Raw genomic sequence first — 23,915 nt, 5'->3', positions numbered from 1 at the left:
ATTATGGGGCTGCATCAATACAGGAGACGTTATGCAGGAATTAATTGCTCAGGTTGAAGAGTTAGGGATTGAAATTAATCACACCACCTCTTTAGTGATTATCTTTGGTATTATTTTTCTTACGGCCATTATCGTTCATTTTATTCTGCACAAAGTGGTGCTGCGCGCATTCGAGAAACGCGCCCAGGCCAGCAGCCATTTATGGTTGCAGATCATTACGCAGAACAAGTTATTTCACCGTCTGGCGTTTACCCTCCAGGGGATAATCGTCAACGTTCAGGCGGTTCTGTGGCTGCAAAAAGGCAGCGAAGCGGCGGAATTACTTACCACCTGCGCGAAATTGTGGGTGATGGTTTATGCCCTGCTCTCCTTCTTCTCGTTGCTGGACGTGATTTTCAATCTGTCGCAGAAAATGGCCACCGCGTCACAGCTGCCGCTGAAGGGGATATTCCAGGGCATCAAGCTGGTAAGCGCCATTCTGGTGGGGATACTAATTATCTCCCTGCTGATCGGTCAGTCACCCGCCATTCTGATAAGCGGCCTGGGTGCGATGGCTGCCGTTCTGATGCTGGTCTTTAAAGACCCGATACTCGGCCTGGTGGCCGGTATTCAGCTCTCAGCCAACGACATGCTCAAGCTCGGCGACTGGCTGGAGATGCCGAAATACGGCGCCAACGGCACGGTGACCGACATCGGCCTGACCACCGTTAAAGTGCGCAACTTCGATAACACCATCACCACCATCCCGACCTGGGCGCTGGTGTCCGATGCGTTCATCAACTGGAGCGGCATGTCCGCCTCCGGTGGTCGCCGCATCAAGCGCAGCCTGAATATCGATACCACCAGCATTCATTTCCTCGACGAGCAGGAGCAGCAAAAACTGATTCAGGCGAAACTGCTGAAGCCGTATCTGGCGGCGCGTCATGAGGAAATTAACCTGTGGAATCAGCAGAACGGCGAAGGGGAATCGGTATTAAACCTGCGCAAGATGACCAATATCGGCACCTTCCGTGCCTACCTGAATGAATATCTGCGTAACCACCCGCGTATTCGTAAAGATATGACGCTGATGGTGCGCCAGCTCGCGCCGGATGCCAACGGGCTGCCGATTGAAATATATGCCTTTACCAACACGGTGATCTGGGCGGAATACGAAGATATTCAGGCCGACATCTTCGATCATATTTTCGCGGTGGTGGATGAATTTGGCCTGCGTATTCACCAGTCGCCAACCGGGAACGATATTCGCTCCCTGGCTGGCGTCATCGCGCAATAATCAGGTGCTGGCGCGGGAAATAAAGCGCCAGTCCATCATCACCCTTTCCGTGGGCGCGTCCGGGTTGTCGATCTTATTTAAGAGCAGATCGACCGCCTTGCGCCCGATATCCCGCGACGGCTGTTCGATGGTGGTGAGCGAAATCATGTCCGCCAGCTCCGTACCGTCAAAGCCGACCACGGCAATATCCTCCGGCACCCGAAGACCTGCCTGCTGAATGGCGCGCAGCGCGCCCGCCGCCAGCGTATCGGAAACGGCAAATACCGCATCCGGCGGATTATCTTTTAACAGGTTTTGCATCGCCGCCATGCCCGCCCCGGAGCTGAGATCGCTGGCATACTCCACCGCCTGATAGTCCAGATCCCGCAGGTGGATCACGCTCTTGTAGCCGCGTTCGCGCAGGCGGGCATATTTGTAGCTGAGATCGTGGTTGATCATCGCGATACGCTTGCGGCCGCCGTCGGCCAGCTGGCTGACGGCATGCTGTGAAGCGTCCACATCATTGATGCCGACGCAGGAGACCGCGCCCGCATCGGCGTATTCAGCGCACTGTACCCACGGCGCGTTGCCAATCAGCGCGGCCAGTTCCGGCAGTTTCGAGAATGCATCCATGGTGATAATGCCGTCGACGATTTTGCCGGAGAGCAGGCTTAAGCCCGAGCGGGAGCGCTCAATATCCGAGCCGGAGTTGCACAGCAGAATGCGATAGCCGTTCTTTTCCGCCTCGGCTTCGATGCCCTTCACCACTTCGGCGCAGAACGGGTTGGCAATGTTGGACACCATCACCAGGATCATATAGCTGCGGGCGGTGCGCAGCTGACGGGCGAGCAGGTTTGGCTGGTAGTTGCTCTCCTGAATCGCCCGCAGAACGCGCTCGCGGTTTTTCGCCTTCACGGTGTCGCTGTTATTCAGCACGCGGGAGACCGTCGCCACGGAGACCCCGGCCAGCTGAGCGATTTTCTGAATTGACATAGCGACGACACATCCTGCGGTTAGCGTTTTGTGCAGGCTACCATAAATTTATTGCCCGGCGAACCGGGCAACGCGTTATTGTTCCACGCGCACCCAGCGCTGCTGCTGATGGCTTTTCACAATGGCATCAATGATATACATCACGTTTGCGCCATCGTGAAACGTCGCAAACTGCGGCGTATCCGGCATCGCGCCCGCCTGCACGGCGCGGTAGAACTGCGCCATCATATTTTTGAAGGCGTCCGGCCAGCCTTCGATATGTCCGCCGGGGAAGTGGGCGCTGTCGGCCACGTCAGGGTTCATCAGGCCTGGATCGTCGGTGAGCGTCTGGTTTGCCCGCGCGCGATGGCCGATCCACAGCTGCTGCGGGATTTCCTGATCCCACGCCACCGACTGCTCGCTGCCGTTAATTTCAAAGGTCAGGCGGTTTTTTCGCCCCGCGCTCACCTGCGAGACGCTAAAGCTGCCCTTGCTGCCGTCGTCAAAGCGGAACAGCACCGAGCCAAAATCTTCGGTGGTGACCGGTTTGACTTCATACTCCGCCTGCTCGTCATGGGAGAAGGTCTGATGACCACCCGCGCTGGCCTTGCGCCTCGGCCAGACGATGGATAAATCAGCCATCACCTCGGTAATGCGCCTGCCTGTCACATACTGTACCGTATCGCACCAGTGGGAGCCGATATCCGCCACCGCGCGCGATGCGCCGCCGAGCGCGGCATCCACCCGCCAGTTGTAGTCGGTTTCCAGCAGCATCCAGTCCTGCAAATAGCTGCCGTGCGAGGCGAACAGCCGCCCGAGGGTGCCCGCGCGCATCATGCTCGCCGCCTGTCGCACCATCGCAAACTGACGATAGACAAAGCTCACGCCATGCACCACGCCCGCCTGCTCCGCCAGCGCCACCAGCTCGCGCGCCTCGTCCGGCGTCATGCACAGCGGCTTTTCGGAAAACACGTGCTTGCCCGCGCGCAGGATCTGGCGGTTAATCTCCGCGTGCAGGTGGTTCGGCGTGCAGTTGTGCACCGCATGCAGATTGGGGTGCGCGAGCAGTTCTTCCACGCTGGCGTAAGCATGCGGGACATTTAGCTGGCGCGCCTTTTCCTGCGCCTTAACGAGCGAACCGTCGCAGAGCGCGACCACCTGCACAAACCCGAGACGCCTGAGCGCCTCGATGTGTGCCGGGCCAATAAACCCGCTGCCGATAATCCCGACGTTAATCATGGCTGCCCCCTGCGGCGAAATCATCAAACGCCCGTCCGGAAACGGGAATAATGTGGCGGCGGATAAATTCGCTGCCCTCACTCGCGCCGGTATCGCCATCCTTCAGGCAGCACTCCCACTCCAGCACCGCCCAGCCGTCGTAGTCGTACTGGGTCAGCTTGCTGAAGATGCCCTTAAAGTCGATTTGCCCGTCGCCGGGCGAGCGAAAGCGTCCGGCGCGGTTGATCCACGGCTGGTAGCCGCCGTAGACGCCGCTGCGCCCGCTGGGTCGGAACTCCGCGTCCTTCACGTGGAACGCTTTAATGCGCGCGTGGAAGATATCGATAAAGGCCAGATAGTCCATCTGCTGAAGCAGCATGTGGCTCGGGTCGTAGAGAATGTTGCAGCGCGGATGGTTATCCACCAGCGCCAGAAAACGCTCGAAGGTCACGCCGTCGTGCAGATCTTCCCCCGGATGCAGCTCAAAGCAGACGTCCACCCCCTGCTCGTCGAAGGTATCCAGTATTGGCCGCCAGCGGGTTGCCAGCTCCTCGAACGCTTCCTGAAAACGCTGCTCGTTATGCGGCGGCCACGGATAGAAAAACGGCCACGCCAGCGAGCCGGAGAAGGTCGCGTGCGCCTTCAGCCCTAATCTGGCCGAAGCGACCGCCGCCTGCTTCAGCTTTTCCGTCGCCCACGCCCGGCGCGCCGCCTCGTTACCGCGCACGGCGGCGGGTGCGAAGTGGTCAAACGCCTCGCTGTAAACCGGATTCACCGCCACGAGCTGCCCTTCCAGATGGGTCGACAGCTCGCTGATAACCAGCCCGTGTGCGGCCAGCCTGGCGGTGATGTCGTCGCAGTAGGCCTGGCTCTCTGCGGCTTTCTCGACGTCAAAGATGTGCGGATGGTTGCAGGGGATCTGCACCGCCTTATAACCTTTACCTGCCGCCCATTCAGCAAGCCCGTCGAGCGAATTAAACGGCGCTTCTGCGCCAATAAACTGCGACAGAAAAATGCCCGGTCCTTTCATTGTCCTCATACCACCTCCTGAACGTTACGCCTTGTCATCGTCATACTTAAACGTGAGAAGGAAAATCAGCGCGATCGCCGCGGCAGCCACCGCCGGGATCCACCAGAATGTGACCCACGCCTGCGGCACGGTCTGTCCTGCCACCAGGCGGTTGTAGAGCGCGCCGGAAATCTGAGAGCCGAGCAGCATGCCGATGCCGTAGGTGAACATCACGATCATGCTCTGCGCCTGGCCTTTGACCTTTTCGCCCGCCACGCGGTCGGTATAGATAAAGCCGACGACAAAGAAGAAATCGTAGCAGACGCCGTGCAGCAGAATGCCGAGGTACAGCAGAATGCGCCCCTCTTCGCTGACGCCCAACGCGAACATGGCATAACGCACGAACCACGCCAGCATGCCGATCAGCAGCATGACTTTCACGCCCAGGCGGCGGAACAGCAGAGGAATGACCAACATGAAGACGATCTCAGACATCTGCCCGAAGGACATGGCGGTGCTGACGTCGGCAATGCCGGCATCCGCCAGATACGAGGCGGTGTAGGCGTAATAGGTGCCGAGCGGGACAGAGATCAGCATCGCGCAGACGGAGAAGACGAAGAAGTGGCGGGTTTTAAGCAGCGCGAAGGCGTCCGCGCAGAAGAGATCCCGCACCTTAACCGGCAGGCCTTTTGCCGGCGCTGGCGTGTGCGGCAGCGTCAGGCTGTAGACCGCCAGCAGCACGGAGCTGACCGCCGCCACCTGGAAGATGGTGACGCTGGACGCCACGCCGGTGACGCCGATGAAAATGCCCGCCGCGATCCAGCCGATGGTGCCGAACACGCGCACTACCGGGAAGGTTTTATCCACGTTCGCCAGGCTGTGAAACGCAATGTTGTTGGTCAGCGCCAGTGTCGGCATATAGCAGAGCGTGTAGCCAAACAGCAGGCCAATCAGCAGCGCGCCATTCTCAGCAATCAGCGCCCCCGGCACGAACCAGAGGATCACCGCGCCCGCGAGGTGCATCACCGCCATCACCTTCTGCGAGGCGAAGAAGCGGTCCACCAGCATCCCGAGCACGAACGGCGAAAGAATGGAAGCGATGGGCCCGGCAGAGAACGCGTCGCCAATCAGCAAAGACATGTTGTGCCGGGTCATCACCAGGCCAAGTGTGACCGACCAGCTACCCCAGATAAAAAATTGCAGAAACATCATCAGCGACAGACGCGGCACCAGCAGCCGGTGTTGCACTATCGCCTTTTCACTACTTTCAGTTGACACCATGATAAGCCTCACCCGGAAAAAGTAATCGATTACAAAACAGTTCAAATAAAAAGTAATCGATTACAAAATAAAGATCCTGTGGATCGAAACGGAATTGGGAGGGGGGTCACGATAAAGGTGGAGTGATACTTTGTAGGCCCGGTAAGCGCAGCGCCACCGGGCGTGAAGGCAGGCAGTGTGGTGTGGTCTGGTTTGGTGCGGTCTGGTGCCCTCACCTCGGCCCTCTCCCACAGGGAGAGGGAGAAAACCGCGCTACTTTTTGCGCGAGAGCTTAAATGCAATAAACAGGAACACCACCCACACCGGCAGCAGCATCGCTGACAGGCGCATCTCATCCATGGTGCACATCAGCACCAGAATCAGGCCGAGGAAGGCGATACAGAGGTAGTTCCCCGCCGGATAGAGCAGCGCTTTAAACTGCGTCTCGCGCCCCTTGCGGCGCATCGCCGCGCGGAAGCGCAGGTGCGCCAGGCAGATCATGATCCAGTTCAGCAGCAGCGTGGCGACAACCAGCGCCATCAGCAGGCCAAACGCCTCTTTCGGCAGCAGATAGTTAATCAGCACCACCAGCGAGGTGATAGCGCCAGAAAGGAACAGCGAGTTGACCGGCACGCCGCGACGGCTGACGCGAGTGAGGAACTTCGGCGCGTTGCCTTGTACGGAGAGGCCAAACAGCATGCGGCTGTTGGAGTAAACCCCGCTGTTGTAGACCGACAGCGACGCCACAAGAATGACGAAGTTCAGCGCCGAAGCGACCACGTTGCTGTTCAAATTGTGGAAGATCATCACGAACGGGCTACTGTCAGATTTCACTTCCACCCACGGGTAGAGCGCCAGCAGCACCACCAGCGAGCCGATGTAAAACAGCAGGATACGGTACACCACCTGGTTGACCGCTTTCGGAATGCTTTTGTGCGGATCGCGCGCTTCAGCCGCGGTGATGCCAATCAGCTCCAGCCCGCCGAAGGAGAACATAATGACCGCCAGCGAGAGGATCAGCCCTTTCCATCCAGTCGCCAAGAAGCCGCCGTGCTGCCACAGGTTATCGATCGTGGCGCGCTCGCCGCCGTGGCCGGAGAACAGCAGCCACAGGCCAAAGCCGATCATGCCGATAATCGCCAGCACCTTGATCAGCGCGAACCAGAACTCGGTCTCGCCATACAGGCGGACGTTCACAAGGTTAACGGCGTTAATGATGATGAAGAAGGCCGCGGCCCAAATCCACGTTGGCACGTCCGGGAGCCAGTACTGCATATAGATGCCGGCGGCGGTCAGCTCGGCCATGCCCACCAGCACGAACATCACCCAGTAGTTCCAGCCGGAGAGGAAACCTGCGAACGGCCCCCAGTATTTATAGGCAAAGTGTGCGAAGGAGCCGGACACCGGCTCTTCAACGACCATCTCGCCGAGCTGGCGCATGATCAGGAAGGCGATAATCCCGGCGATACCGTAACCCAGCAGAACCGCCGGGCCAGCCATTTGAATGGCGGGGCCGATGCCGAGAAAGAGCCCGGTACCGATCGCGCCGCCAAGGGCAATTAACTGAATATGTCGATTTTGCAAACCACGTTGCAGCGTCGGACTCTGATCCGACGAAGCTTCAGCGCTACCATGGCCTGAAGCGGATGACGCGTCTTTCACGCCCTACCCCTGTCTCTTTTTTAGAAGGGGCACGTTTTAACACTTCATGCTGGTGGTAGCAAGCTTAACGCCGGGCCAGCGCATGCGCCCGGCGGATAAACGTCACGACCCGATGATCCCGCCGTCCGCTTTGGTAATCACCACCGTTGACGATCGCGGACGCCCGTTCGGGCTGGCGTCTGGCCAGTTGGAAACAGCGCGCGGATTGGCCGGGTCGGTAATATCATCCCCGCCCTCCCCCGGATGCTGAATGTTGATAAACAGCGTGCGGTTGTCCGGCGTAAACGCAATGCCGGTGATTTCACATCCGCGCGGCCCGGTCAGGAAACGGCGATACTCGTTGGTGCCCGGAATGGTGGCCACCATCTGGTTATTGCCCATCCCCTCGTAGGCTTTCTTATTGATGGTGCTGGAAGAGACGTCGGTCTGGATCCACAGCACGCCCTGGTGATCGAACGACAACCCATCCGGGCTGCCAAATGCCGCGCCCTGCATCGAGCCTTTGGCTTTGGGATCGTCGCCGTCGGTGCGCCCGGCCATGACCAGAATATCCCACTTAAAGCGTGCGGCGGCAGGATCGGCACCCTCTTCGTGCCAGTGCATGATGTGCCCAAACAAGTTGTTGGCACGCGGGTTAGCGGCGTCGACCGGTGCCTTGCCCTCTTTACCGCGATCGCTGTTGTTGGTCAGCGTACAGTAGACGCTGCCGCTGGCGTGCGGATCGACCGCTATCCACTCGGGGCGGTCCATTTTCGTCGCTCCCACCACGTCGGCCGCCAGACGGGTTTTAATCAGCAGATCGCCCTGGCTTGCAAAACCGTTGCTTTTATCCAGGCCATTTTGCCCGAAGATCAGCGGCAGCCAGTCGCCGCTGCCGTCCTCGTTGAACCTGGCGACGTACAGCGTGCCGGACGTCAGCAGCTGCATATTAGCTTCCCGGTTCGCGGGATCGTATTTTTTATCCGAGACAAACTTATAGATGTACTCAAACTTCTGGTCGTCGCCCATGTAGACCACCACGCGATTATCGGCGGCGAGCGTGACGGCGGCCCCCTCATGCTTGAAGCGGCCGAGCGCGGTGTGCTTGCGCGGGGTGGAGGTCGGGTTGTAGGGATCGATCTCCACGACCCAGCCGAAGCGGTTAGGTTCGTTAGGGGTTTTATCAACGCTAAATCGCTCGTCCACCTCGTTCCAGCGGTAGGATTCATCGCTGTCGCTGATCCCGTAGCGTTTTTCCAGCGGGTTGAGATCGGTTTTTTTGACAAAAATATCCGACCAGTTCTCCTCGCAGGTGAGATAGGTGCCCCACGGCGTGTGGCCGTTGGCGCAGTTCTGCATGGTGCCCAGAACGCGTTCCCCCTGCGGGTCGGCGGCGGTTTTCATTAAATCCTGATGCCGCGCCGGGCCGGTAAGCTGCATCGGCGTATTGACGGTAATACGCCGGGCGAAGGAAGACGGACGCACCACCTCCCAGCCGCTGCCCGTTTTTTTCACTTCCACCACCGACACGCCCATCGCGTTCTGCCCCTTGCGGGCTTTGTCGAGACTCCAGTTCGCCGTACCGTCGGTAAACAGCATTCCGTTGTCGATGTACTCATGGTTCAGCGCCAGCAGTCCATGCTCCGGGTTTTGCGCCCCCTGCGGCAGGCTAAACCACGCCATGCCGTCGTGGTGCATGCCCGCCTGCACAGCCTGTTCGTCTGTGGTATTGCTGGCGTCCGGCTTAAAGGCCGGCATGTTGTCCTTGATCCCCGTCGGATCGCCCCAGCGATAGAACGGGCGGGCGATATAACCTTCCGGCACCCTGACCGTGTCTTCCGTAGAGACGTCGATGCTGGTAAAGCCCAGGGAAACCGCTTTTGCCAGCGCGGAAGGCTTCGATACCGCGGCAATGGCATTTTCGGGTGTGATCAGATACGGGAATGATACGGCAGCCCCCGCTACGGCCCCCATCTGGAGAAAACGGCGGCGCGAGAGGAACACTTCTGCAACCTCGGAGAATACCGGGTTAGCGCTGCGGTTACTGATATCGTCGCGATGTTCTTTTTTAAATACGGATTTGAGGGGTCTGCCCATAGCGGCTTCCTGTCATTGGCCAAGAGGTAAGGTTGTGGCGACCAGTGTAAGAAGCTTTTATTACAATTTTATAACACGACAACGAAGGGATTGGGGCGTCCCTGCCCCGGATAACGAGGTGGAACGCTTAGAACTCGTAGCCAACCGAGACCTTAAAGGTACGCGGCTCGCCCTGAGTAATGTAAGTACCGGAATCGTCCACGCTTGACCAGTAGTTCTCGTTGGTCACGTTGTCGATACCTGCCCGTACGGTCATCTGATTTTCATTGTGGTTCACCGCGAAGCGATAGCGCATGCCCAGATCCAGCGTGGTGTAGCTGTCCAGCTTTTTGCTGTTCGCAAGATCGGCATACTGCGTGCCGGAGTGGTTAACGCGCGCGGTCGCCGTCAGGCCTTCAATCGGCTTGATATCGTACTCTGCGCCCAGCACGGCGTAGAAGCTCGGAATACCGATCGCATCGTTGCCCTGATTGACGCCGTTTTTGGTTTTGGTCAGCTCGGCCTGCAACCAGGTGGCGCTGGCGTTCAGACGCATCCCGAGCATTGGCTCGCCGAAGACGTTCAGCTCCACGCCGCGGTTACGCTGTTCTGCATCCAGGCCGTAGTGTCCGCTGTCGTCAAGGATCGCCGACGGCATTTTGATCTCAAACAGCGCCAGGGAGCCGCCCACGCGGCCAAAGTCCGCCTTTACGCCCACTTCGTTCTGCTTAGAGTGAACGATACCGGTGCTCTGGCCGTAGTTGTTTGCTGAGCGAGGCGCGGTTTCACCGGGCTGTAACGCCTCGGTGTGGTTGGCGTAGAGGGAAATTTCCTCCCACGGTTTATAGACTACGCCGTAGGTGGGCATCCAGCGGCTGCCGTCGAAACCGTCCGCGTCGTTTTCCGCACCGGTGATTTTGTTGTACCCGCGAATCACCACTTTCTGATGCCGCGCGCCTGCGGTGAACAGCAGCTTGTCGTCCAGCACGCCCAGGGTATCGCTCAGCAGCCAACCCTGCGTGCGGGTGCGCCCGCTGGTCAGCGGATCGCTGTATTTGCCGCCTGAGCCGTTGAGGTTGGAGCTGTCCGGCATATCGACGCCGGTGTTGTGGTAGATGTTGGTGGTCGGATTATCCTTCGTCGCCGACATTTTCCACGCGATCTTTTCGTTTTTGGTCATCGCCGAATAGCCAACATTGACCTTGTGCGAGACGAATCCGGTAGTGAAGTTACCGCGAATGCCCGCCATGCCGCTGACAGAATCGCTGATGCGGTTGGTATCAAGACGGCTGACCACCGCATTACCGCTCTTATCGAGGAGCTTCGGCGCGCTGTAGATCCCTTCTTCGTGCGCGTGCTGCGCGCCGAGACCGGTATACGCCGTCCAGCTATCGGTGATGTCATACTCGCTGCGCCACATCCCGAACTCGTTTTCGATATCGCTGTAGGCCCACTTCTGCGAGAAGTTGCGATCGTTCTTCGGCGGTTCAGGCACAAAATCCACCGCCGAGATGTTGACGCTGGTCGGGCTGCCGTGGAAGGTTTTTTTCTGGTAGCCCAGGTCCAGCGAGGTGCGGAAACGGTCGCCTTTGTAATCCAGGCCGGTGGAGAGCAGCGTGGTGCGGCGGCGGTCATTCGGCACGCCGGTTTCCCCTTCGCGATGCACGAGGTTCACACGCGCGCCAAACTGGTCGTTATCGCCAAAGCGACGACCCGCATCCAGCGTGGTGCCAATCTGGGAATCCGAGGTGTAGTCCACACCCACTTTCGCCTGCGGGGTGTCGCCCGCGTGTTTTGGCTCAAGGTTGATCATCCCGCCCACGCCCGAGCTTGCGGCGCCGTTCATCAGGGAGTTGGCCCCTTTGAAGATCTCGATGCGGTCGACCATCTGGGCATCCACCACCTGACGCGGCAGTACGCCGGACAATCCGCCAAAAGTCATGTCGTCGCCGTCAAACTTCAGGCCGCGAATGCGGAAGGTTTCCGCGCTGTTGCCGTAACCCTGAACGAACTGCACGCCCGCGTCGTTGGCAACCACGTCAGCAATGGTTTTCGCCTGCTGATCTTCCACCAGCTTCGAGGTGTAGCTGATGATATTGAATGGCACGTCCATGGCGTTCTGCTGACCGAGCATACCCATGCGCCCGCCGTTCGCCACCTGCCCGTCAAGGAAGGCGGGCACCAGCTGGTCGCCGCCGGGTTTGAAATCACTCCCCGCCGTGGACTGGACGACGATGGTGTCCTCTTTTTTCTCATCCGCCGCAAAAGCGGAGTGGGTTACCGCGCCGATGGCAATCGCCAGCAGCGTTTTGTGCATTGTGGTGTTGTTCATAATGAGCTCTTAACGTGCGCGCAAAAATGACCCGTTGTCGGGCCTTAAAAGTTATTAAAAGAAATGCAAATGAGAACTATACGCATTATGTAAACGTAATCAAGTGTCAACGGCCTCTCTGAGCGAGAAGCGGCAAGAAACAATGTTGGGTGGGAGGTAGGGCGCGCAACCACCCCGAAACAGGGGTGGTTACTAAGGTATTATTTTTTCTTGTAAATATCGGCGGTGCCGTGAATTTTGTTGTTTGTATTACCGGAAGTCAGCACCAGTACATCAGCACCTTCTTTATCGGCCTTTTCGACCAGCTCTTTTTTCGCATCGTCGACAGAGACTTCGTTAGCCGTGCTCACGGTACCGATTTTTTCATACTGTGATTCAACTTTCTCAAACTCGTTTTTCGTCAGCAGTTCAGCCGCAAAGGTATTGGTGGTAAACAGAAATGCAGCGCCCATCAAAATAGCAGTCGTTTTTTTCATAACCTTTTTCCTTGAGATTAATCAGCAACTACAAAAAGCCCCACGAGTGAGAGTGAGGTGATATGAGCATGGTAGAGGAATAATAAAATTGCCACAGCGTAAGAAAAATACTGTTATAACAGTCAATTGTGCTGTGAAAAATGTGCGTTAACGCTACTTTCGCGATGGGTGTTTCATGAAGAAAATCAGGCTGGCTTGAAACTGGCGTAAGCGCCTGTTTTTAAATGGCACGCCCTGTAGGATTCGAACCTACGACCTACGGCTTAGAAGAACGTAGAGTACTATTTAACACACTGTAATATCATTAGTTTTTCCGCGCTCGCACCGGATTTGTGTCATTACGTGTCGTTATAAGCCTCTGAGTTTCGTCGTGACTCTGCAATGCATGACACATCTGTGACACAGAGAGTACACAGCCATGCCTCATGGTATAGCCGTGTAATTTCCTTTCTACATCACCGGGCAATCATCAAACTCACCTGTTCGCGCATCGTTGATGATGTACGTAATTACCCCGAATATTGGTAGCGATCCGCTAATACCCTCGTCATTGCCAGGTAGCCTCTCCTTTTTCCCGTTAGCCACATTCTCAAGATGCGGCTGAGGGTATGTGCGATACCTCTTTACTTTAAACTCACCGTTGCAGTCACAGATAAGCAGCGAGCCGTCACATGGCTTAAGCGACGAATCGATGACCAAGAGTGCATCCTTCATGATGCCGCAGCGGTAGATGGTCTCACCCGCTCGCATGTAGTACGTAGCAGCAGGTTTCTGGATAAGCGCCTCATCAAGAGACAGGCGCGATTCAACGTAATCAGCAGCTGGACTCGGGAATCCCATAACTCACCTCCGATAGTTACTGTATATGCATACAGTATTATCGATCGGCGGTATCGATCAATAGTCTTTGTGGTGCTACACTTCAGGCCTTTCAGAATTCACTGATTTTTATCATGTTAAAGTTATTCGCCAAGTACACATCAATAGGTGTTATCAATACGCTCATTCACTGGGTTGTGTTTGCCGTTTGCATCTACGCATTTCATACAGGCCAGGCACTTGGCAACTTTGCCGGATTCGTCGTGGCGGTGTCGTTCAGCTTCTTTGCAAACGCCAGGTTCACGTTTAAGTCCTCGACAACCACGATGCGCTACATGCTGTATGTCGGGTTTATGGGATCCTTGAGCGCAGCTGTTGGTTGGGCTGCCGATAAGTCCGGTATGGCTCCAATTGTGACTCTCATTCTCTTCTCCGCAATCAGTCTGGTGTGCGGTTTTATCTATTCAAAGTTCATTGTCTTTAGGGATGCGAAATGAAAATTTCTCTGGTCGTTCCCGTCTTCAACGAAGAAGACGCGATACCTATTTTTTATAAAACGGTTCGGGAATTTGAAGGGCTTCAGCAGCATGAAGTAGAGATAGTATTCATCAATGACGGCAGTAAAGACGCGACAGAATCAATTATTAACGCGCTTGCTACTGCCGATCCGCTTGTGGTTCCGTTGTCGTTCACTCGCAACTTTGGGAAAGAGCCTGCGCTATTCGCTGGTCTTGATTGTGCCACCGGAGAAGCGATTATCCCAATTGACGTCGACTTGCAGGACCCTATCGAGGTTATTCCGCACCTGATCGAAAAATGGCAGGACGGTGCAGATATGGTGCTCGCTAAACGCGCTGACCGATCCACCGATGGCCGCCTGAAACGCAAGACCGCAGAGTGGTTCTATAAGCTTCACAATAAAATCAGTAATCCGAAAATTGAGGAAAACGTTGGCGACTTCCGGCTCATGTCTCGCGACGTTGTAGAAAACATAAAGCTCATGCCGGAGCGCAATCTCTTCATGAAAGGAGTTCTGAGTTGGGTTGGTGGCCGCACCGATGTCGTTGAATATGCCCGCGCAGAACGAGTGGCCGGTAGCACGAAATTCAACGGCTGGAAGCTATGGAACCTGGCACTTGAGGGTATCACTAGTTTCTCCACTTTCCCGCTTCGCATGTGGACTTACATCGGCCTCTTTGTTGCCGGTGCAGCATTCCTGTACGGAGCGTGGATGATTATCGGGACCATTGCCTTTGGAAACGCTGTAAGAGGATATCCATCGCTCCTGGTATCAGTTTTATTCCTTGGTGGAGTTCAGTTGATTGGGATCGGCGTACTTGGTGAATACATTGGGCGCATATACATAGAAGTAAAACAAAGACCGAGATATATTTTGAAAGGAAAGAAAAATGCACTATGACAAGAAATACTTGCCAGTGATTCTGTGTTCTGTCATATCTTCATTGGCAGCTTATGGATATGCACTATTTAATTTCACTATTTCAATTGATGGTGAATATAGAGATAATTTTTCAGTAACAATTTCTCTCGGCAGGTGGCTACATTCGCTGTTAAAGCTTTACATCCTCCCAGAACCATATGTTCCATTTGCAACTGTGGCATTTGGACTTTTTATTTTTGCCTTATCTTCATTTATTATATCAATTACTTTATTCAAAGACATATTCTTGGCAAGCATTTGCTCTGTTTTATTCTTTTCTATTCCTCAGCTTGCTTATCAAATTCAATTTATTAATCAAGCAGATACGGTAGCTATATCTTTTTTATTGGGTGCTTTGTCTGCATGGTTGATCCTTGCGGGAGATAGGAATAAGAAAAATGTAACTTTATCTATTCTGTGTATGGTTGGCTCTATATCAATTTACCAATCCATGTTCAACTTTGTTCCTTTGATCGCAATGTGTTATGTTGTATCTAACAGAATGCCAATGAAGCAGTCTCTAAGATTGCTATCTTTGGTTGCCGTGTTAACTTTAATTTCTATTGGCTTGTATTTCATCTTGAATAAGATAGCTCAGTTAATATTTGATATTAACTCAAGCTCATATCTTAGCCAGACGGTTAGTTGGGGTAATATCACGCCATCTGAGACCATATCCTTCTTATACCGATTCACAGCAGGGCTTCTAAGTTTCGATATTTTCTACGGCATTAATGTATATACATTAGCTATACTGGTAGCCTTAATGGTCGCCGTGTATCTTTTTGTGAAGGGAATGCATGTAGAAGCAATTATGATGCCGTGCATTGCCTTTATGCCTTTTGTTATTGTTTATCTATTCGGTGCTAATCAGGCCCCAAGAACTTTCACGGCTGCTCCAGTCGCATTTTCATTTATATTAACTTTGGCTTTATCGTTAATAAATAAAAGAACGCTTTCAACTGCTGCATCTTTCGGTTTGCTGTGTTCTTCATCTGTTAATGCCTCTGCTTTATTTCACTCAGATTTCCTTGCCAGACAGTATGATGTCAGGATGGCTAGTGCAATAGTTAATGCAGCTGAGTCAGTACAACCAAGCATTTCTGGGAAACAGTTCAAAATATACTTTTATGGTGGTTCGAATGGAGGTGAGTGGAACAAGCTACCTAAGTCTAATGTTTTTGGTAGTTCTTTCTTTGCATGGGATGGTGGGAATACAGCAAGAATAGCGAGCTTTATCTCATCTTATGGAATTGCGAACACAATTCCAGCGCCAAGAAGTTTTGCAAAAAATGTTAAGAAAGACGTTTCTGAGATGAACGTGTGGCCATCCAAGGATTCTATCAGGATTATCGACAATGTTGTTGTGGTTAAAATTGGTGAAAAGGTAGGATCTTACTGATATAAGGGCTGCATTGCAGCCCTTACACTTCTTTATGCTGTCGCGTTCCACTCTCCAGTGCTGATAACCCAAGCACCTACTACTTTCGAGTAGACAAGCTTAACTATTGTCATCTTGATAGTAGATGTGTTGGCACCTGTCACGTTCACAGGGACACCTGCAACAGACAGGGATGCAATGTTTGAACCACGAAGCAGAATGTTAACTTCCTGCCCATCGTAAGGCGTACCAGTGAATGCAATGTTTTCACCTGAGGTCACATTACGACGATACCACCGGAAGCCCATGTTAAGGTTCAGAGTGCCGGCAGGCAACTGTAGCACGCCATGGCGATTGACCTTGGCTGCACTAAGCACACCGAGGTCTGCCTCTGTGATGCCTTGGTCTGACTTCCATGTGTTGATGTTAACCACAATACCTGTGACAGTCCCATCTGAGCCACCATCAATCTTGAAGAAGCCGCCAGCACGACTACCGTACACTGGCTCATCAATTAATGCATTGAGTGTACCATTGCTCGCGCTGTAGGCATTGGCAGGTAATCCGGCAGTCGGAGATGAATGGGTGCATCTGTGAAACAAAGCACCTACTGAGGAAGACATACGTACATCTGATGAACTGTTGTTCTCGAAGTACATACCATAAACCTTAGTGCCTTGCGCTTGGTCAAGGAACCCATATTGACTGCAATTTTGACTAAATCCACCTACAAATACTACGGCTTCAGTCGGGAATGTATTCACATAGTCCCACGTCGTCTCACCATTAAGACCATGTCTAACAATTATTCCGTACTGGGGCATATCAATTTCTGGCGTGCCTGAATAACCATCAAAACCAGTAACTGTTATAGCATTTGCGCCGTTTCTTAAAAGAAGCCTAATAGCTCCACTGCCCCCACCGATAACTTCACAACCATCTACTTTTAGACCGTAACATAGAGTGCCAATTTCAATTCCAACGCTGTTTGCGGCAGTTCCCATATTGACCCACATCATGTCAAGATGGCCATGGTTTCTGAATTTTATCCCTACAAATCCTTTACAACCTGTCTTCCCACTAATGTCAATTCTTACGTTGTGTAACTTAACATTCCTTACCCCATTTCCGCCTGAAATTGTCGGATCACAGGTCATTACAGTCATGTTATTGTTTGCGGGATATAATGTTGCTCCAGGATCCCACCAAATTTCCGTGTTTGGATATATCGCCCATGCCGTGCTGGTTGTATAAGTTCCTGATGAAACGTATATCTGACCAGCTGATGAAAGGATTGACTGTATCTGAGTAGTATTCATCGATGGGTAAATAACCTTCGACGGCTTAACGCTACCTTTGTAAGGGTAATCCTCCCAAACGCTAGACCCACCCCATGAACTACCTATCAGCTTGTCTCCTCCTGGCGCTGCTAGCATAGCACGAAGAGTAGAATCCCCCACGCTAAGCCATGCCCCTACGCCAGTTCCTCCGGATGTTGAAGGAGTGGATCCGGAAGGTACAAGTTTTGGAAAGGCCCCATCCCAACGGTAATATTCTCCATCTGTTTCATCTTTCAGTATTTGATTAGGAGTAGTTAACGTAGCACCATCCTGGAAGGTGCCTACAGGTATCCATCCATACTGGGCAATAGCCTGCTGCGCAAGCCAGCGCAGGCCTTCGATGGTGTAATGAGCATTGCCAAAGCGATCGATGTATTGCAGCGTTAAAGACGTAACGAATTCGTCAATTTTCCCCGCGTTAAACTTCAGGTCGCGATAAGATTCGCTTGGTACAGGCAAATTGGTAGGTTGCGTAGCCATATTGATTCCATAAAAAAACCCGGCGCGGTGGCCGGGTTCGGTTGGTCGGGGGGACGGTTCTTATTGGTAGATGGCGTCGCTGTATTCAGCGACGGTCAGAGATACCGTGTTATCTGTGTTCGGTTTGATGCTATTGACCGTCCATAGCTGACTGTCCAGTTCCTCAACTGTCGCAATGAGATAGCGCGACGGGAGCTGCACAGTGTCTCCGTTCCAGATATTGAGCTGAATGTTGGGGATAGCCGCGGTGAATCCGTACTTCGTGTCGCCACGCGCAGCCGCTGGATAGCGCAGCGTCGGGTTACCCAGGCTGTCTGTCACCAGCACATACATCGAACCGGTAAACGTGATCGGCTCGCTGGTATCAAAGTTATTACCGGCGCGCCCGGTGATGTAACCCTGTTGCTGGTTGCTGTCGTAGATGTCGGGCATCTGAATGACGCTACCGACCTGGATAATGCCGTCCTCAAACACCTTGGCGTTCATCTTCACGCGCGAGTAGATCAGGCGCTTGGTTTCTCGCAGAGCTCGCTCCCGGGCCTGATACTCATTACGGAAGCCGACGATCTCCAGCTTGTTCGGGTTCTCCGCTTCCTGTTCAACGATAGCGCCGTTCAGAACCCGGTAGTTGATGTACGTCTTGTTGTTCGTTGTCGGGTGGACGTAGGACACCTGAACGCCGTCATAACCGCCCGGAAGAGTAGCTTCGTACGTCATTTTGTACTCGTCAGTCTTCATGTTCGCCCGGTTGAATACGGCCGCCGGGTAATCAACCTTCTGGTCTCGAGTAAACGTCAGCACGCCGTCATCCCAGTACGCCACCACCGACGCCGCATTGCAGATCGCCTGCACGCGATCGCCGAGTGAGTCGTTCTCGTCGTCAAACGTGTAGTCGAAGTAGCCCAGTCGCTCATCAGGCAGGCTTTCGGCGATCGAGTACAGCCCGTACAGGTCAATGCTGCTTACCGGCTGCTCACCCATGATGAGCCAGGTGTGAGCCACTGCATCAGCGAACGAGCGCGACGGCCTCAGGGTGTAATCCACCGTCTGCGTGTCCAGGTCGTACGTAATGGTATGGCGCGTCACCAGTGCGTTATATTTGCGCTCGCGGCTGCCAAGAGCGTTCTCTGTCGCCCGGACTTTTACTCGCACAAGCGTGTCGGTCGGGTGAACGACGTTTGTCCTGATGTTGATGCTGTGGATCTCTTCGACCTTGAGCAGTGACGCGTCGCCGGAGTTATCCGTGCGCTGGAAGCTGACGGCGTACTTCCCGAAGCCGCCGGTCGGTGTGATTTTGTCAGTGCGGTAGAATACCTCACTCGTTGACTGGTGCGGCGTCGTCTGCCGGTACGTGAACGTCTGCTGCGTTCCCGGGACCTGGTTGTAGTCGTCGTCGATTTTCCAGATGACAACCTTCCAGTTTGTCTCCTTCTTCCCGCCGAGGCTGGACTGGGTATGCAGCCACAGCTGAGTGGATTCAACCGGTGAGAAGAATGGGCCAACCACCAACGCCTCGTTATCGTTGAGGATGAATTTCGTGGTGTTGATCGTGGCATTCGCCGGGATGTCCTGCGGTCCTTCGAGCTGGTTCATCGTAAACGTGTACCAGCGCACCGGGTTAACCACTGCACCGTCGTTTGTTTCAACGGCGGAAATCAGCGTGCCGGAGAATGTAGCATCGGTAGTCACGTTGCCGGAGGCCGTGCTGTACGTCACATTGATGGTGAAGGTCACCGCGTGCGGCAGCACCAGCCCCATGAAATAGTCGAACTCAGCTTGTTTCACGATTTTCATCGCTATCTGGCCGCCGGAATACGTTCCGCTGACCACCGTGTTTGCCGTTGCTGTTTCTATAGGGAAGTCGCTGGCTTCGTTCTGCCCGGGGACCTCCTGCCCGTCGACGTCATCGAACCCGTATCCCTCGACGATCTGCGGGATAACTTCTCCTGGCTGGAAAAACTGGAATTCGGCACCAGCCAGAGAGCCCAGGCTTGATTCTGAGTAGCGCACAGACTCGTAATCGTATTTGCCGATCCCAATACACATCCATTCAGTGACGTACTTCAGGCCGCCGTCTGTGGAAGTCTGGTGTACGTATTCGAATACTGATTCCTGGATCAGATCCGGGAACGAACGAATCTGCCCGTAGATGTCCGGCTTGGCTTTGTAGACGCGCGCGGTGTTTGTCTGACCGGTCAGGCTATTGTTGGGCGAGTCGACGGTATTACCGCCGTTGTTTGCAATAGCTGGCTTCGGCGCCAGGAAAGAAAATACCTGACCAACCACTTTAAAGATCGGGCTCAGGATGTCATCGACAATACCCCTTGGCTGGTCGAATATCTGGATGTGGTCCAACTCGCTCAGCTCAAACGCCAGCTCATCATCGTCGCCCAGCTTTACGCCGTTGCGGACGATCAGCAGATCGCGGTGGAAAGTGGCGTCATTGGCCGCCAGCCAGTCATAAAAAAGGGTGCCGTTTGGCACCCTGCAACGCAGCTTAGGCGTTCCTGGAAAATTCGATATCTCAACCAGCGCCATATTCGAAAAACTCCACTTTGGTGAATGCCCGCTGAATGACCAGCAACGAGTCCATGCGCACGCTTCCGTTCTCGCCGCGTGAATGCAGCGCCTGCCTGTTAAGCACCAGCCCAACATGCGCCGGTTGCGCGCCGCGGTACCCGACGAATATCCCGCCCTCCACCGGCTTATCGACCCTGCGCCAGAAAACGACGTCTCCCTGATAGCAGGTGAAGAAATCCTCACCGGCTTCGTAGTCCGGTGTCTGGTGTATTTCAATGCCGAGAACGTGCCGGTAATACAGCACAACCAGCCCCCAGCAATCAGTCTTTTCGAATGAGCAGGCCCGGTTAGCCCACGGCACGCCTATCATCCTGCTGATAAAATCAGAGGTACTGAAGGCCAGTGTATTCCGTTGGGTCATAGAGCCTTCCGATGTTGTTGTTAAGCGGGTTGGTGACAGACAGAGTGACCGATGCGGCGTCGGCATCGATGTCCACCGTCTTGACGTAAAGCTGCCACGACTTTATCGGTACCGACACATCGCCGCTGTCGAAGATCTGCCGCGTGGCCGTAATAGCTGTTAGCCGAGCCGCCCCTTTCCACTGCTTCATGAGAGCTTTGATGTCAGACGACAGCCGCCCTAACTTCACGGTCGCATCGATCACCGGAGTTCCGCTCTGCTGGCTCTCTTCGATTTCAAAACGCGCTGGCATGAACATCTGGCCGCCGAGCGTCTTCGGGAAGAACTGCTTATCGACCAGGCGCACATAGCCAAATGATGGATGGTAGAACGTGATGGTATCGTACAGTCCGCGCGTCGGGCGTTGCTGCTTATAAGCTCTGAAGGTAGGCATCACGGCACTCTCGGTAAAGATTCCGGATCGCGTCCGTCCGGATAGCCAGTCACCACGATATCAAGCACTGAAGGCCATGGCGGCGGCAACTCAACAATTACGTCGTCAAACTCGTCATCGGCGTTGTACAGGTGGTTGGCAATAACGGTTCCCGTCCAGGTCACCACTCCGCCGTCGATACTGGTTTGTACCGGCATCTGCGTGAAGTGAAGCTCCTGCAATTGGAGGCCACTGCCACCTAGGTTGATATTCATCCGGAACCAGTTCAGTCCCCGGTTGAGATAGTTCGGGCTGCGCAGCCACTGCTGAAAAGCTCGCTCCTCAGCCAGGGTAAAGATCCACGTCAGAGACCAGGTCACTTTCAGGTCGTCGGTAAGGTTCTGGAAGATAGCCGGGCCGACCGCTGGCTGATCGGTCTGGAACCCGGTATCGAGCGTCATGTTTTTGCTGGCCTTCTGCGCCAGCGGCAGCCAGTCGGGATAGTCGATAATTGGCATCAGCCCTGCCCCCTTGGCGTGCGTTTAACATTCATGTTGCTGGTTATGGCGTTACTGATTGGCCCGCCGTTGTTCAGGTCTGCAACAATGACATCAACGGTAAGCCCACCATTTGCATCAGTGCCAGCCTGTGCATCAACGGACGATGACGTGTAGTTCTGGATGTTGATAACTACCCCTCCGCCGCCAGCAGTCATCTCCTTGTTGCTGATCACCCTGCCATTGTCGCCCGGTATCATGTACTGCTTACCGGTACTGGCCTGGTAGATCTCCGGCATGCCGCCTTCGCCGACCTGATACATCCCACCAGCCGAGACAGGCCCGCCGTTCTTACGCTTTCCTGACAGTGCCAGGATGCCAGCCATAGCACCGATACCGATCGCTACCGCGCCACCGAATGATGCGATGGATGACATGATGGCCGCCGGAGTCCATGCTGCCGTTGTGGCCGCCGCCGCCGCGGTAGATGTCGCCGTCGTGGTTGCGATGCCAGCCGCCTGTGCCGTGGTGGATGCCGCAACCGCCGCGGTAGTGGCCGTCTGTCCCATGAGGGCCGACTTAACCCACTCAATGCCCATCTGAACGAACGAGTTAACAACGCTGTTCAGCACGGTCATGCCAATGCTTCTCATCGCATCGCTGGCTGACATGCTGCCTGTGACAATGCCGGTCAGCGCATTGCTGGCCACCGAACCAAGAGAGTCGAAAGCCGCCGCCGCTGCCTGAGTGGCCGCGTTCTGTTGCGCCCATTCTTCCCACATTGCAGCGTTACGCTGATCACGATACTGCTGCTCGATAGCGGCACGCGCTGCCTCAGCCTCCCCGATCTTCTGCGGGTAAAGCTGGGCGTAAAGCTGGATGTCAGCAATGTCTTTCTGATACTGGCTATCCAGCCCGGCAGTTTTGCTGGTTTTACCCTGGATGGTACTGAACTTATTGGCAGCCTCTGTGCGCTCCCGTTCAGCCTTGGCCTGCTCACGCAATGCGTTGGCATTGTCCCAGGCTTTTCCTGCCAGTTGCCCGGCCAGCAGAACTTGTTCCTGCGTGGCTGTGTTACCGAGAGACTGTTGCGCATTAAGCACGGCCTGCGCTCTGGACAGTTCACCAACACTGCCAGCTGACAGCTCGGCCTTCTGCCTCAGTTCATCCAGCTTTTGATTAACAGATTCTTGAGCTTTGGCGTATTGCTCAGCTTCTTTCTGTGCCGCAGACTTTCCGCCTTTCGCTTTGCTGCCAGTAGCTGAGGCGGTCGTTTTAATCTCGATCGGCTTTGTGTTAGCCGCGGTCTGTGATGCTTTGGAAACAGCGGCCAGGTCGCCAACCAGCATGGCGGCTTTATTACTCAGCCCGGCCAGCGCTTTGTTTTGCGCCTCCCAGCCATCAAGCCCAAGCCATGACCAGGTGCGCGCGCGGCGAGTAAACATTTCAGCGGTGCTGTTCAGATCCGATATCTGAGCATCTGCCGACGCCGCTTTACCCACCAGCCGGTCGAGTGCAGCAGTCATTGAATCGATGACTGCCACCAGGCCGTTACTCGCACCTGTTGCCTGGTTAACAGAGTCGATCATCGACAGGAATGAGTTTGTCAGCGCGGTATTGGCCTGTGAAAGCGTGCGCGGGAGTTTCTCGAACTCTGCATTGACTGAGCCGGTTTGCTTCTGAATGGCGTTAAGAGCATCTTCTGCCGTCAGTTTCCCGTCCAGCATCAGCTGACGAAGCTCTCCGATGCTTACACCCATCCCGGCGGCAATCTGGCGCGCCAGTTCCGGCATTTGCTCAAGGATGGAGTTGAACTCCTCCGCCCGGACAGTGCCGGAGGAAATTGACTGCCCGAACTGGCGCAGCGCATTCGCCATTTCCTCTGCCGAGGATCCGCCAATGCGACCTATTTTCTGAAGTGTTTCGGTGAGCTGGATGACCTGACCGTTCGTCGCACCGGTATCGCGCAACGCGGTGCTGAGAGTCTCCCACAGCTTAGCTGTATCCTGTAACGAACCGCCAGTTGCCGAACTGATGCGCATCAGACTTTGCATAGTCTGCGAGGCTGTCGCTGCGCTACCAGTAAGTCTCTCTATACGAGCGTTGAGCTGGCTCATGTTGTCAGCAGCAACGAGAAACGCCTTACCCCAGTCAACAACGAGTGAGGCGGCAATTGCCCCGGCGACGCGGTTGATGTTCGTCTGCAACTCATCCATCTTTTTGGCTGCATTGGTCGCCGAGTTGCCGATGGAGTCGAGCGACTTATTGGCCTTTCCCTGCGCCTTGAGCAAGCCAGATACATCGGCCTCGATGTCGTAATAAATCTCGCCTGCTTTCTCAGACATCAGTTTTCTCCGGGCATAAA

General features: G+C 54.7%; 19 protein-coding genes. 4 read left to right on the top strand and 15 right to left on the bottom strand.

Features of this window, described 5'->3' with window-relative positions; all coding sequences use genetic code 11:
- The first annotated feature begins 31 nt into the window (after window positions 1-31).
- Entirely contained in the window at window positions 32-1,276 is a 1,245-nt protein-coding gene (locus tag DD597_RS17400; RefSeq protein WP_023315564.1) for a mechanosensitive ion channel family protein, read from the top strand.
- Here the strand turns inward: DD597_RS17400 and DD597_RS17395 are convergent, their stop codons facing one another.
- From DD597_RS17395 to DD597_RS17355, 9 genes are all read right to left on the bottom strand, one after another.
- Window positions 1,277-2,248, bottom strand: coding sequence for a LacI family DNA-binding transcriptional regulator (locus tag DD597_RS17395; RefSeq protein ID WP_032608772.1), 972 nt, complete (start codon window positions 2,246-2,248; stop codon window positions 1,277-1,279).
- 75 nt (window positions 2,249-2,323) lie between these two features.
- The gene (locus tag DD597_RS17390) at window positions 2,324-3,466 is read right to left on the bottom strand and encodes a Gfo/Idh/MocA family protein (RefSeq protein ID WP_032645862.1); all 1,143 of its coding nucleotides are present in this window, start codon (window positions 3,464-3,466) and stop codon (window positions 2,324-2,326) included.
- A complete protein-coding gene (locus DD597_RS17385; RefSeq protein ID WP_045332440.1) occupies window positions 3,459-4,484 on the bottom strand; it encodes a sugar phosphate isomerase/epimerase in 1,026 nt (341 codons plus the stop codon). Before DD597_RS17385 ends, DD597_RS17390 begins: the two co-directional genes overlap by 8 nt.
- Before the next feature lie 15 nt (window positions 4,485-4,499).
- Window positions 4,500-5,735, bottom strand: coding sequence for an MFS transporter (locus tag DD597_RS17380; protein ID WP_060579797.1), 1,236 nt, complete (start codon window positions 5,733-5,735; stop codon window positions 4,500-4,502).
- A 252-nt stretch (window positions 5,736-5,987) separates the two neighbouring features.
- Window positions 5,988-7,376, bottom strand: a complete 1,389-nt coding sequence (pheP, locus tag DD597_RS17375) for a phenylalanine transporter (protein ID WP_023324264.1) — start codon at window positions 7,374-7,376, stop codon at window positions 5,988-5,990.
- A gap of 102 nt (window positions 7,377-7,478) precedes the next feature.
- Entirely contained in the window at window positions 7,479-9,452 is a 1,974-nt protein-coding gene (locus DD597_RS17370; protein ID WP_129256449.1) for a PhoX family phosphatase, read from the bottom strand.
- A gap of 127 nt (window positions 9,453-9,579) precedes the next feature.
- Window positions 9,580-11,763, bottom strand: a complete 2,184-nt coding sequence (locus DD597_RS17365) for a TonB-dependent siderophore receptor (protein WP_023324262.1) — start codon at window positions 11,761-11,763, stop codon at window positions 9,580-9,582.
- A gap of 200 nt (window positions 11,764-11,963) precedes the next feature.
- Window positions 11,964-12,239, bottom strand: a complete 276-nt coding sequence (yahO, locus tag DD597_RS17360; protein ID WP_003858898.1) for a DUF1471 family periplasmic protein YahO — start codon at window positions 12,237-12,239, stop codon at window positions 11,964-11,966.
- A gap of 450 nt (window positions 12,240-12,689) precedes the next feature.
- On the bottom strand, window positions 12,690-13,079 hold the full coding sequence (locus tag DD597_RS17355; RefSeq protein ID WP_111946973.1) for a S24 family peptidase: 390 nt from the start codon (window positions 13,077-13,079) through the stop codon (window positions 12,690-12,692).
- A gap of 113 nt (window positions 13,080-13,192) precedes the next feature.
- On the opposite strand from DD597_RS17355, the gene DD597_RS17350 reads away from it, so the two are divergent.
- The 3 genes from DD597_RS17350 to DD597_RS17340 are packed head-to-tail and all read left to right on the top strand — an operon-like array spanning window position 13,193 to window position 15,901.
- Window positions 13,193-13,555, top strand: a complete 363-nt coding sequence (locus DD597_RS17350) for a GtrA family protein (protein WP_045332015.1) — start codon at window positions 13,193-13,195, stop codon at window positions 13,553-13,555.
- On the top strand, window positions 13,552-14,478 hold the full coding sequence (locus DD597_RS17345; protein ID WP_063444411.1) for a glycosyltransferase family 2 protein: 927 nt from the start codon (window positions 13,552-13,554) through the stop codon (window positions 14,476-14,478). The genes DD597_RS17350 and DD597_RS17345 overlap by 4 nt, the downstream gene beginning before the upstream one ends.
- Entirely contained in the window at window positions 14,468-15,901 is a 1,434-nt protein-coding gene (locus tag DD597_RS17340) for a glucosyltransferase domain-containing protein (RefSeq protein ID WP_063444410.1), read from the top strand. The genes DD597_RS17345 and DD597_RS17340 overlap by 11 nt, the downstream gene beginning before the upstream one ends.
- Before the next feature lie 32 nt (window positions 15,902-15,933).
- On the opposite strand, the gene DD597_RS25045 is transcribed toward DD597_RS17340, so the two are convergent.
- From DD597_RS25045 to DD597_RS17310, 6 genes are read right to left on the bottom strand one after another with little or no spacing between them, the layout of a single operon-like run.
- Window positions 15,934-17,700: a phage tail protein gene (locus tag DD597_RS25045; RefSeq protein ID WP_129256448.1), complete on the bottom strand. Its 1,767-nt coding sequence runs from the start codon at window positions 17,698-17,700 to the stop codon at window positions 15,934-15,936.
- Between the two features lie 60 nt (window positions 17,701-17,760).
- Window positions 17,761-20,238 carry a host specificity factor TipJ family phage tail protein gene (locus DD597_RS17330; RefSeq protein ID WP_129256447.1) on the bottom strand — a complete coding sequence of 826 codons (2,478 nt, stop codon included), beginning with the start codon at window positions 20,236-20,238 and terminating at the stop codon, window positions 17,761-17,763.
- On the bottom strand, window positions 20,225-20,641 hold the full coding sequence (locus DD597_RS17325; RefSeq protein WP_232969535.1) for an NlpC/P60 family protein: 417 nt from the start codon (window positions 20,639-20,641) through the stop codon (window positions 20,225-20,227). Before DD597_RS17325 ends, DD597_RS17330 begins: the two co-directional genes overlap by 14 nt.
- Window positions 20,604-21,074, bottom strand: coding sequence for a hypothetical protein (locus DD597_RS17320; RefSeq protein ID WP_049126293.1), 471 nt, complete (start codon window positions 21,072-21,074; stop codon window positions 20,604-20,606). Before DD597_RS17320 ends, DD597_RS17325 begins: the two co-directional genes overlap by 38 nt.
- Window positions 21,074-21,571: a hypothetical protein gene (locus DD597_RS17315; RefSeq protein ID WP_047716496.1), complete on the bottom strand. Its 498-nt coding sequence runs from the start codon at window positions 21,569-21,571 to the stop codon at window positions 21,074-21,076. Before DD597_RS17315 ends, DD597_RS17320 begins: the two co-directional genes overlap by 1 nt.
- Window positions 21,571-23,895 carry a tape measure protein gene (locus tag DD597_RS17310; protein ID WP_129256446.1) on the bottom strand — a complete coding sequence of 775 codons (2,325 nt, stop codon included), beginning with the start codon at window positions 23,893-23,895 and terminating at the stop codon, window positions 21,571-21,573. Before DD597_RS17310 ends, DD597_RS17315 begins: the two co-directional genes overlap by 1 nt.
- Between the last annotated feature and the right edge of the window lie 20 nt (window positions 23,896-23,915).

Origin of the sequence: Enterobacter cloacae complex sp. 677-3DZ2D5B (genome assembly GCF_004136695.1) — a bacterium.
Lineage (GTDB): Bacteria > Pseudomonadota > Gammaproteobacteria > Enterobacterales > Enterobacteriaceae > Enterobacter > Enterobacter hormaechei_C.
This window is presented reverse-complemented; position numbering and strand designations above follow the sequence as displayed.